The sequence below is a fragment of the Kitasatospora sp. NRRL B-11411 genome (genome assembly GCF_000721345.1).
GTDB lineage: Bacteria > Actinomycetota > Actinomycetes > Streptomycetales > Streptomycetaceae > Kitasatospora > Kitasatospora cineracea.
Genome location: NZ_JOGH01000357.1, coordinates 1 through 209, shown reverse-complemented (window position 1 = coordinate 209; position 209 = coordinate 1). Strand labels below are relative to the sequence as shown.

Sequence of the window (209 nt, the reverse complement as noted above, 5' to 3'; positions counted from 1 at the left end):
TGCGCTGGCAGTAGTCGGACGGGTTCCACAGGCCGGTGGTGAGCACCGCCTGCTTGCCCGCGGACAGGTCGACGAACTCCTCGTTGCTGCTCAGCTTGTCCGGCGCCCCGGCCAGGCCCTCGCGAGCCGCGAACGCCGGGTACAGCACGCCCGGCTGCGGATTCACCACGTCGACGCGGTACTTGCCGCTCGCGGTGTCCTTGGCGGGC

1 protein-coding gene is annotated in these 209 nt (G+C 71.3%); it reads right to left on the bottom strand.

What is annotated here, in order from left to right; genetic code table 11:
- On the bottom strand, nucleotides 1–209 hold a 209-nt coding region (locus IH44_RS42245), incomplete at both ends, for a hypothetical protein (protein ID WP_035958713.1).